Raw genomic sequence first — 10362 nt, 5'->3', positions numbered from 1 at the left:
GCCGCCTCGCTGGCAAGCCAGCTCCACAGGTATTGCTTACACCGGACTTTGTGGCTGGCTTGCCAGCGATGACGACCTTGAGATCCCAACAAAATCAGCGTTTTACTTGAACCGCCGCTCCACCCCTTTCTCCACCAGAATCTTCGCCGAAATCTCTTCCACCGAGAAATGCGTGGAATTGATATTCGGAATATTCTCCCGGCGGAACAGATTCTCCACTTCGCGCACTTCGAACTCGCACTGGGCGAAGCTGGCGTAGCGGCTGTTGGGCTTGCGCTCGTGACGAATGGCGGTCAGGCGGTCCGGGTCGATGGTCAGGCCGAACAGCTTGTGCTGATGATTTTTCAAGGCCGTCGGCAGTTGCAGGCGCTCCATGTCGTCTTCGGTCAGCGGGTAGTTCGCCGCCCGAATACCGAATTGCATGGCCATGTACAGACAGGTCGGGGTCTTGCCGCAGCGAGACACGCCAACCAGGATCAGGTCGGCCTTGTCGTAGTAGTGGGTGCGAGCGCCGTCGTCGTTGTCGAGGGCGAAGTTGACCGCTTCGATGCGCTCCATGTAGTTGGAGTTGCCGCCGATCGAGTGGGATTTGCCCACCGAGTACGACGAATGGGCGGTCAACTCCTGCTCCAGCGGGGCCAGGAAGGTCGAGAAGATGTCGATCATGAAGCCGTTCGAGGTCGCCAGGATCTCGCGGATGTCCTGGTTGACGATGGTGTCGAAGATGATCGGGCGCATGCCGTCACGCTCAGCGGCGGCGTTGATTTGCTGTACCATGACGCGCGCTTTTTCCACGCTATCGATGTAGGGTCGCGTGAATTTATTGAACGGAATGTTCTCGAACTGCGCCAGAAGACTTTGCCCGAGGGTCTCCGCAGTGATGCCGGTGCCGTCGGAAATGAAGAAAGCAGATCGTTTCATTTGCGCCATGGGCCTTAAGCTGGTGACGAATCTTGGATATGATAGGTTCGGTTTGCCGAACGAGATCGTCGGCATTCTCACTTATTTTCCAGGTCCAGGCCACAAGCGCCCGGTCGATCCCACAGGGGTACGCCGGCGTCCTGAGCTTTTCCAACACAGTTAGTGGAGAGATCACCTTGGTAGAGTACGTAGTTTCCCTCGATAAGCTCGGCGTCCATGATGTGGAGCACGTGGGGGGCAAGAACGCATCCCTCGGCGAGATGATCAGTAACCTCGCGGGCGCCGGTGTATCGGTCCCCGGCGGCTTTGCCACTACGTCTCAGGCGTACCGTGATTTCCTCGAACAGAGCGGTTTGAACGATCAGATCCACGCCGCGCTCGACGCGCTGGACGTGGATGACGTCAACGCCCTGGCCAAGACCGGTGCGCAGATTCGTCAGTGGGTCATGGATGCCGAGTTCCCGGCGCGGCTCGATGCGGAAATCCGCACCGCCTTCGCCGAAATGGCCCAGGGCAACGACAACATGGCCGTCGCCGTGCGTTCGTCCGCCACCGCCGAAGACCTGCCGGACGCTTCCTTCGCCGGCCAGCAAGAAACCTTCCTGAACATCCGCGGCGTGGACAACGTGATCCGCGCGGCCAAGGAAGTGTTCGCTTCCCTCTTTAACGACCGTGCCATTTCCTACCGCGTGCACCAGGGCTTCGACCACAAACTGGTCGCCCTGTCTGCCGGCGTGCAGCGCATGGTCCGTTCGGAAACCGGAACGGCGGGCGTGATGTTCACCCTCGACACCGAATCGGGCTTCCGTGACGTGGTCTTCATCACCGGCGCCTACGGCCTGGGTGAAACCGTGGTCCAGGGCGCGGTCAACCCGGACGAGTTCTACGTTCACAAGAACACCCTCGAAGCCGGTCGCCCGGCCATCCTGCGCCGTAACCTGGGTAGCAAGGCGATCAAGATGATCTACGGCGACGAAGCCAAGGCCGGTCGTTCGGTCAAGGTGGTCGACGTGGATCGCGCCGACCGCGCCCGTTTCTGCCTGAGCGATGCCGAAGTGGCCGAGCTGGCCAAGCAGGCGATGATCATCGAGAAGCACTACCAGCGTCCGATGGACATCGAGTGGGCCAAAGACGGCGACGACGGCAAGCTGTACATCGTTCAGGCCCGTCCTGAAACCGTGAAGAGCCGCTCCAGCGCCAACGTCATGGAACGCTACCTGCTGAAGGAAAAGGGCACCGTTCTGGTTGAAGGCCGTGCCATTGGCCAGCGCATCGGCGCCGGCAAGGTTCGCGTGATCCACGACGTTTCCGAGATGGACAAGGTCCAGCCGGGCGACGTGCTGGTTTCCGACATGACCGACCCGGACTGGGAACCGGTCATGAAGCGCGCCAGCGCCATCGTCACCAACCGCGGCGGCCGTACCTGCCACGCGGCGATCATCGCCCGTGAGCTGGGTATCCCGGCCGTGGTCGGTTGCGGCAACGCCACCCAGGTTCTGAAAGACGGCCAGGGCGTCACCGTTTCCTGCGCCGAAGGCGACACCGGCTTCATCTTCGAAGGTGAGCTGGGCTTCGACATTCGTCAGAACTCGGTCGACGCCATGCCTGATTTGCCGTTCAAGATCATGATGAACGTCGGCAACCCGGATCGCGCCTTCGACTTCGCCCAGTTGCCCAACGCCGGTGTCGGTCTGGCGCGTCTGGAATTCATCATCAACCGCATGATCGGCGTGCACCCGAAGGCGCTGCTGAACTACGCGGGCCTGCCGCAAGAGCTGAAAGAGAGCGTCGACAAGCGCATCGCCGGCTACAACGACCCGGTCGAGTTCTACGTCGAGAAGCTGGTCGAGGGCATCAGCACCCTGGCCGCAGCGTTTTGGCCGAAGAAGGTCATCGTTCGCCTGTCCGACTTCAAGTCCAACGAATACGCCAACCTGATCGGCGGCAAGCTGTACGAGCCGGAAGAAGAGAACCCGATGCTGGGCTTCCGCGGTGCCTCGCGTTACATCAGCGAGTCGTTCCGTGACTGCTTCGACCTGGAATGCCGTGCGCTCAAGCGTGTTCGCGATGTCATGGGCCTGACCAACGTCGAGATCATGGTGCCGTTCGTGCGTACCCTGGGCGAAGCCAGCCAGGTCGTCGACCTGCTCGCCGAGAAAGGCCTGGGCCGTGGTGTCAACGGTCTGCGCGTGATCATGATGTGCGAACTGCCGTCCAACGCCATCCTGGCCGAGGAGTTCCTCGAGTACTTCGATGGTTTCTCCATCGGTTCCAACGACCTGACCCAGCTCACCCTGGGCCTGGACCGTGACTCGGGCATCATCGCGCACCTGTTCGATGAGCGTAATCCGGCGGTCAAGAAGCTGCTGTCCAATGCCATCCAGGCCTGTAACAAGGCCGGCAAGTACATCGGCATCTGCGGTCAGGGCCCTTCGGACCACCCTGACCTGGCCAAATGGCTGATGGAACAGGGCATCGAAAGTGTCTCGCTGAACCCGGACTCGGTACTGGAAACCTGGTTCTTCCTGGCTGAAGGTCAGAACGCGAACTGATCGCGGGTACTGGAGCGGTCGTCTGCGCAAGTCCGGCAGCGACCGCTTCAACGGTTTCATCCAGGGCGGGTCCATTGACGGACGCGCCCTTTTTTGTGCAAGAACCCCTATGCAAAGCAGCAGTAGTCTTTTTCCCGTGGCCTTGCTCAGGGCCGAACGTTGCGGCGACCTGAGCGAGGACGTGTACCGCCTGAAGGCCGGCAACAGCCCTGACCGGAGTGTCGAGCTGGCGTTGACCCGCCTTGGCATGGCCGATCAGAACGATGTGCGCGGCGCGCCCGTCATCCTTCTGCATGGCAGTTTTTCCAACCGGCGTTTCTGGTTTTCGCCCAAAGGCATCGGCCTGGGCGCTCATCTGGCGCGGGCGGGGTTCGATGTGTGGATTCCGGAAATGCGCGGCCATGGCCTGTCGCCACGCAACCGCGATTACCGTTACAACCGGGTCGCCGACTACGCCAGCTACGACCTTCCGGCCATTGCCGCGTTCGTTAACGAGCAAACCGGCCGGCCCGCACACTGGCTCGGCCACTCATTGGGCGGCACGACCCTGGCGGCGGCGCTCGGTGGGCGCTATTTGAATGAAGAACTGATCGCCAGCGCGGCGTTTTTCGGCACCCAGGTCAGCCGTACCTATTGGCCGCTGAAGATTCCGCCGGTGGAGTGGGGCGGCCGCGTGCTGCTCAAGCGCTTTGCCCATCTGTCCGGTTCGCGCCTCAAGCGTGGTCCGGAAGACGAGCCGATCGGCCTGGCCATCGAAAGCATGCGCTGGTTCGGTCTTTTCGGTCGTTTCGGCGACAAGGAGCGGAACTGGTGGGCTGGTCTGGCCGAGGTTCAGGTGCCGGTACTGGCAGTGGCAGGCGCGGGTGATCATCAGGATCCGGTGTGGGCGTGCCGCAAGCTGTTCGAGCAGATCGGCAGCGAGCACAAACGTTTTCTGCGGCTGGGCCAGGAAGACGGGTTCGACAACTTCGGACATGTGGATATGCTGGTTAGCAAACCCGCGCAGGCGCAGGTCTGGCCGCTGGTGGAGCGCTGGTTGAGCGATCCGCTGGCGATTACGGGGCAAGAAGCAGGCGTTTCTCCGGAGCCGGTTAGCGGCTAAGATGTGACGCTTGTCGTATTTCTGGTCACTTTATGTTTTCTGGGCGTTTTCCATGTTCGTTCCGCTCGAGCGTTTGATCAATCTCGAAGAAGGTTATCGCAGGACGTTCAGGGTCAACGGCCAGACGCTCCTGCTGTTGGTCGTGGACAATCGGCCGGTGCTGATTGAGGACCGTTGCCCGCATCAGGGCGCGCCGCTCAGTGCCGCGACGCTGGAAGGCGACCAACTGCGCTGCCCGCGTCACGGTCTGGCGTTCAGCCTGTCTTCGGGGCGAGCGGTGCAGCCGGGGTGTCCGGGGTTGAACATCTTCAGGTTGGCGTATGAAGGTGACCGTGTTGGAATCGACGTGTAGCCTGGGTCTAAAGCCGTATTGCCAGGCTTCGTCTGTTTCAATGATCGTGTGAGTTCCGACATCCATTTCTTGATCAATGACAGGAGTTTCTCATGCATTACGTAACGCCCGATTTGTGCGACGCCTACCCTGAGCTGGTACAGGTGCTGGAGCCGATGTTCAGCAACTTCGGCGGCCGCGATTCGTTCGGCGGTGAGATCGTCACCATCAAGTGCTTCGAGGACAACTCGCTGGTCAAGGAGCAGGTCGATCTCGACGGCAAGGGCAAGGTCCTGGTGGTCGACGGCGGCGGTTCGCTGCGCCGCGCGCTGCTGGGCGACATGCTTGCCGAAAAGGCCGCCAAAAATGGTTGGGAAGGCCTGGTGATATACGGCTGCGTGCGTGACGTGGATGTCCTGGCGCAGACCGACGTGGGCGTGCAGGCGCTGGCCAGCCACCCGATGAAGACCGACAAGCGTGGCATCGGCGACCTGAACGTCGCGGTGACCTTCGCCGGCGTCACCTTCCGCCCGGGCGAGTACATCTATGCCGACAACAACGGCGTGATCGTTTCGCCAAGTCCGCTGAAGATGCCCGAGTAACCACTTAAAACAGGTCGATGGAGAAAGGATGTTCGAGGAAGAAAACGCGCAGTGGGGGCTGGTTCATGCCCTGGTTCTCGATGGCAGGGGCGGTGCGCGTTCCATCGCTCGGACTGAACTGGACGATCTGGTCCTGCAGCCGGAGCAGAGTCTCTGGCTGCATTGGGACCGCGGTCATCCGCAAACCCAGACCTGGCTGCGCCAGGACAGCGGCCTGAATCAGTTCGCCTGCGACCTGCTGCTGGAAGAAAACACCCGACCGCGGCTGTTGCCGCTGCCCGACGCGCAAATGCTGTTGTTCCTGCGCGGCATCAATCTCAATCCCGGCGCCGAGCCTGAAGACATGGTCTCGGTGCGTATCTTTGCCCAGGCCCAGCGGGTGATTTCCCTGCGTTTGCGGCCGTTGCGGGCTACCGACGAACTGCTGCAACAACTGGATGAAGGGCTCGGTCCGAAGACCGCCTCCGAGTTGCTGCTGACCCTTGCCCAGTTGCTCACCGACAAGGTGCAGGCGGTGGTGTCCGACCTTTCCGAACAGGTCGATATCGAGGAAGAAAAGCTCGAGGCCGACGACCGCTATGCCCCGGAACATGGCGACCTGCAGCAGATGCGCCGCCGCGCCGCAGGCTTGCGCCGGTTCCTTGCGCCACAGCGGGAAATCTACGCGCAACTGGCGCGCAACAAGTGGCCGTGGTTCGTCGAAGACGACGCCGACTACTGGAACGAGCTCAACAACAGCCTGACCCGCTACCTGGAAGAGCTGGAGCTGACCCGCGAGCGGGTGGCGCTGGTGCTGGAGAGCGAGGACCGGCGTTTGAGCGAACGCATGAACCGCACCATGTACCGTTTCGGCATCATTACCTGCATCTTCCTGCCCATGAGCTTCGTTACCGGGCTGCTGGGCATCAACGTTGGCGGCATTCCCGGCTCCGAGAGCCCCTATGGCTTCCTGTTCGCCAGTTTTCTGGTGCTGGGGCTGGCCTTGGGCCAATGGTGGCTGTTCCGCCGCCTGCGTTGGGTCTGAGAGCGCTGACGTGTCGATTTCCTCCCTGACCTCTGTACGAATTGTTCATGTGACCCATGGGACGAGCGTCTCGTCTTTGACTGACATTGCGCGAGGTGCCCATGCACGATCCGTTTGAACAATCCCTGCGAGACATGCTCAACGCGTCGCCGTCCGGTCAGGACCGCGATGACGATGCCTGCCTCGGGCGTGTCCTGAAAACCGCCAACCGTCAGGTCGGCGCCGGCGATCTGTTCAGCCTGCTTGGCCGCTGGAGCCAGGCGCTGATGATCGCCATCAATAATGGCTCGGCGCACGTTGCGCCGGTCCGCCGCACCGCTTCCGTCCGTAAAGCTGATAAGGCCGATTGAATATGGAACTTGATCTCTGGACCCAGAGCCTGGTCACCGCGATGACCGCGTTGTGGACCAAAGTCGCGAACTTCATCCCGAATCTGTTTGGCGCGCTGGTTGTCGTGCTGCTTGGCTTCGTTGTCGCCAAGCTGCTCGACACCCTGCTGTCCAAACTGCTTGCCAAAATTGGCCTCGATCGCCTGATGGGCGGCACCGGCCTGACCAAGATGCTCAGCCGGGTCGGTATCCAGGTGCCGATTTCGACCCTGATCGGCAAGATCGTCTATTGGTTCATCCTGTTGGTGTTCCTGGTCTCGGCTGCCGAGTCCCTGGGCCTTGAGCGCGTCTCGGCGACCTTGGACATGCTCGCCCTGTACCTGCCCAAAGTCTTCGGCGGGGCGCTGGTGCTGCTGGTCGGCGTACTGCTGGCTCAGGTGGTCAACGGTCTGGTGCGTGGCGCCGCCGAAGGCATCGGCCTGGAGTACGCCACGGGCGTTGGGCGCATCGCCCAGGGCCTGGTGATCGTCATCAGCATTTCGGTGGCCATCAGCCAGCTCGAAGTGAAAACCGACCTGCTCAACCACGTGATCGTCATCGGTCTGATTACCGTTGGTCTGGCCGTTGCGCTGGCAATGGGCCTGGGCAGCCGTGAAATTGCCGGGCAGATTCTTGCCGGCATCTACGTGCGCGAGCTCTATCAGGTGGGCCAGCAGGTGCAGATTGGAGACGTCGAAGGGCAGATCGAAGAGATCGGGACGGTCAAGACAGTCGTGCTGACGGATGACGGCGAGCTGGTTTCGCTGTCCAACCGCACGCTGCTGGAACAGCGGGTCAATAGCCGCTGACCGGGCAAATCCTGCTACTGTATGCCGCCGCAAAATGGCCCCCTCCGGGCTGGCGGCGACGAATACCTGACTGTCGGCCTGATTTTTTTTGAATAAAGTCCACTCGTTGCCCATGCGTTACGACCCCCGCGAGCTCACCGATGAGGAGCTTGTGGCGCGTTCGCATGAGGAACTATTTCATGTTACCCGCGCCTATGAAGAGCTCATGCGGCGCTATCAGCGAACCCTTTTTAACGTCTGTGCACGTTATCTCGGGAACGATCGCGATGCCGACGATGTCTGTCAGGAGGTGATGCTGAAGGTGCTCTACGGTTTGAAGAACTTCGAAGGTAAATCGAAGTTCAAGACCTGGCTCTACAGCATTACCTATAACGAATGCATTACCCAGTATCGCAAGGAGCGGCGTAAGCGTCGGTTGATGGATGCCTTGAGTCTGGATCCGGTTGAAGAGGCCTCTGAAGAGAAGTCTCCGAAGCCTGAAGAGAAGGGCGGACTGGACAGATGGCTGATTCACGTGAATCCCATTGACCGTGAAATTCTGGTGCTACGATTTGTCGCAGAACTCGAATTTCAGGAAATTGCCGACATCATGCATATGGGCTTGAGCGCGACGAAAATGCGCTACAAGCGTGCGCTGGACAAGCTACGAGAGAAATTTTCCGGGCAGGTTGAAACTTAGTCTGTCGGAAAATTCTCTAACGGTTTGGCGAGTTCTGCTAGACTTGCCGACGAGTTGTCCCCCTGAGTTGTGGGACTGCTTAACTATCACCAGATGGGGATTTAACGGATGAAATTGAAAAACACCTTGGGCTTGGCCATTGGTTCTCTTGTTGCCGCAACTTCGCTCGGCGCTCTGGCACAAGGCCAAGGCGCGGTCGAGGTCGAAGGCTTCTACAAGAAAGAATACTTCGACAGCCAGCGCGACTTCAAAAACGACGGCAACCTGTTCGGTGGTTCGATCGGTTACTTCCTGACCGACGACGTTGAACTGCGTCTGGGCTATGACGAAGTTCATAACGCCCGTGGCGAAGATGGCAAGAACATCAAGGGTTCGAACACCGCCCTGGATGCTCTGTACCACTTCAACAACCCAGGCGACCTGGTGCGTCCATACGTATCCGCTGGTTTCTCTGACCAGAGCATCGGCCAGACCGGCCGCGGTGGTCGTAACGGCTCCACCTTCGCCAACTTGGGCGCTGGTGCCAAGCTGTACTTCACCGACAACTTCTACGCCCGTGCTGGCGTTGAAGCTCAGTACAACATCGACCAGGGCGACACCGAGTGGGCGCCAAGCGTTGGTGTCGGCCTGAACTTCGGTGGCGGCTCCAAGCCAGCCGCTGCTCCAGCACCTGCTCCAGTTGCTGACGTCTGCTCCGACAGCGACAACGACGGCGTTTGCGACAACGTCGACAAGTGCCCTGACACCCCAGCCAACGTTACCGTTGACGCTGATGGCTGCCCGGCTGTTGCCGAAGTCGTTCGCGTTGAGCTGGACGTCAAGTTCGACTTCGACAAGTCGGTCGTCAAGCCAAACAGCTACGGCGACATCAAGAACCTGGCTGACTTCATGAAGCAGTACCCGTCGACCACCACCACTGTTGAAGGTCACACTGACTCCGTCGGTCCTGACGCTTACAACCAGAAACTGTCCGAGCGTCGCGCTAGCGCCGTCAAGCAGGTTCTGACCGGTCAGTACGGTGTTGAGTCGAGCCGCGTTCAATCGGTTGGCTACGGTGAGTCCCGTCCGGTAGCTGACAACGCCACCGAAGCTGGTCGCGCTGTCAACCGTCGCGTTGAAGCTCAAGTAGAAGCTCAAGCCAAGTAATTGGTCTGACGCACTACTGAAAAGCCCGGCTCAGGCCGGGCTTTTCTTTGCCTGCGATTTACCCCCCTCAGCCCGCCTCGCGCTCCAGTTCCAGACTGGCAATCGCGCCACTCACAACCTCGCCGATGACCAGTATCGCCGGGCTCTTGAGCTCGAAGGCCGCGGCATCTACTGCCATGCACTGAAGCTGGCTGCGGCATTCCCGTTGCTGCGGTAGCGAAGCGTTTTCGATCATCGCCACCGGCGTTTCCTTGCTCATACCACCCGCCAACAGCCCTTGCTGGATATCGGTCAGCCGGGCCACGCCCATGTACACCACCAGGGTCATGCCGCTTTGCGCCAGTGCCTGCCAGTTCAGGCTGCTGTCGTCCTGAGTGTGGGCGGTCACCAGCGTAACGCCGCGACTGACCCCGCGCAGGGTCAGCGGAATACCGCAGTGGGTTGCGCCAGCCAGACCGGCGGTAATGCCATTGACCAGTTCCACCTCGACACCGCGGGCCTGCAACCATGCGGCTTCTTCGCCGCCCCGACCGAAGACGCAGGGATCGCCACCCTTGAGCCTGACCACGCAGCGCCCTTGGCGGGCGTGACGCAGCATCAGGCGTTGGATGAACGCTTGCGGCGTGGAGCGGCAGCCGCCGCGTTTGCCGACCCGGATCACCCGCGCCTGCGGGCAGTGCTCGAGGATTGCCGGGTTGACCAGATCATCGAGCATGACCACCTCGGCCTCGCGCAGCGCACGCACGGCCTTGAGGGTCAGCAACTCCGGGTCGCCGGGGCCGGCACCCACCAGCCAGATTTTTGCGTTCATGAGCGGTTCCTCGTCAG

Annotated in this window: 11 protein-coding genes; 9 read left to right on the top strand and 2 right to left on the bottom strand. The window is 60.7% G+C overall.

Annotated elements, in window-relative coordinates; translation table 11 throughout:
• Positions 1-102 precede the first annotated feature (102 nt).
• Positions 103-921 (bottom strand): pyruvate, water dikinase regulatory protein, encoded by an 819-nt coding sequence (locus NTD82_RS27140; RefSeq protein ID WP_095155729.1) that lies wholly within the window; start codon positions 919-921, stop codon positions 103-105.
• 176 nt (positions 922-1097) lie between these two features.
• Here NTD82_RS27140 and ppsA point away from each other — a divergent pair, with 176 nt between their 5' ends.
• The 9 genes from ppsA (at position 1098) to NTD82_RS27095 (ending at position 9534) form a co-directional block, all read left to right on the top strand.
• Positions 1098-3473, top strand: a complete 2376-nt coding sequence (gene ppsA, locus NTD82_RS27135; RefSeq protein WP_095155695.1) for a phosphoenolpyruvate synthase — start codon at positions 1098-1100, stop codon at positions 3471-3473.
• Positions 3474-3582: 109 nt separating this feature from the next.
• A complete protein-coding gene (locus tag NTD82_RS27130; RefSeq protein ID WP_262130941.1) occupies positions 3583-4575 on the top strand; it encodes an alpha/beta fold hydrolase in 993 nt (330 codons plus the stop codon).
• 52 nt (positions 4576-4627) lie between these two features.
• A complete protein-coding gene (locus tag NTD82_RS27125) occupies positions 4628-4927 on the top strand; it encodes a Rieske (2Fe-2S) protein (protein WP_262130940.1) in 300 nt (99 codons plus the stop codon).
• 92 nt (positions 4928-5019) lie between these two features.
• Positions 5020-5508: a ribonuclease E activity regulator RraA gene (rraA, locus tag NTD82_RS27120; protein WP_095155698.1), complete on the top strand. Its 489-nt coding sequence runs from the start codon at positions 5020-5022 to the stop codon at positions 5506-5508.
• Positions 5509-5536: 28 nt separating this feature from the next.
• A complete protein-coding gene (locus NTD82_RS27115; RefSeq protein WP_095155699.1) occupies positions 5537-6532 on the top strand; it encodes a zinc transporter ZntB in 996 nt (331 codons plus the stop codon).
• Positions 6533-6633: 101 nt separating this feature from the next.
• Positions 6634-6882 carry a CrfX protein gene (locus tag NTD82_RS27110; protein ID WP_095155700.1) on the top strand — a complete coding sequence of 83 codons (249 nt, stop codon included), beginning with the start codon at positions 6634-6636 and terminating at the stop codon, positions 6880-6882.
• 2 nt (positions 6883-6884) lie between these two features.
• Positions 6885-7709 carry a mechanosensitive ion channel family protein gene (locus NTD82_RS27105; RefSeq protein ID WP_095155701.1) on the top strand — a complete coding sequence of 275 codons (825 nt, stop codon included), beginning with the start codon at positions 6885-6887 and terminating at the stop codon, positions 7707-7709.
• A gap of 88 nt (positions 7710-7797) precedes the next feature.
• A complete protein-coding gene (gene sigX / locus NTD82_RS27100) occupies positions 7798-8388 on the top strand; it encodes an RNA polymerase sigma factor SigX (protein ID WP_175653824.1) in 591 nt (196 codons plus the stop codon).
• Between the two features lie 108 nt (positions 8389-8496).
• A complete protein-coding gene (locus NTD82_RS27095) occupies positions 8497-9534 on the top strand; it encodes an OmpA family protein (RefSeq protein WP_262130939.1) in 1038 nt (345 codons plus the stop codon).
• A gap of 67 nt (positions 9535-9601) precedes the next feature.
• Here NTD82_RS27095 and cobA read toward each other — a convergent pair whose 3' ends face one another.
• Positions 9602-10345, bottom strand: coding sequence for a uroporphyrinogen-III C-methyltransferase (gene cobA, locus NTD82_RS27090; protein ID WP_262130938.1), 744 nt, complete (start codon positions 10343-10345; stop codon positions 9602-9604).
• Positions 10346-10362 lie beyond the last annotated feature (17 nt).

Origin of the sequence: Pseudomonas sp. 5P_5.1_Bac1, assembly GCF_025466015.1 — a bacterium.
Lineage (GTDB): Bacteria > Pseudomonadota > Gammaproteobacteria > Pseudomonadales > Pseudomonadaceae > Aquipseudomonas.
The sequence above is the reverse complement of the archived record's forward strand: the minus strand, read 5'-3'. Positions and strand labels throughout refer to the sequence as shown.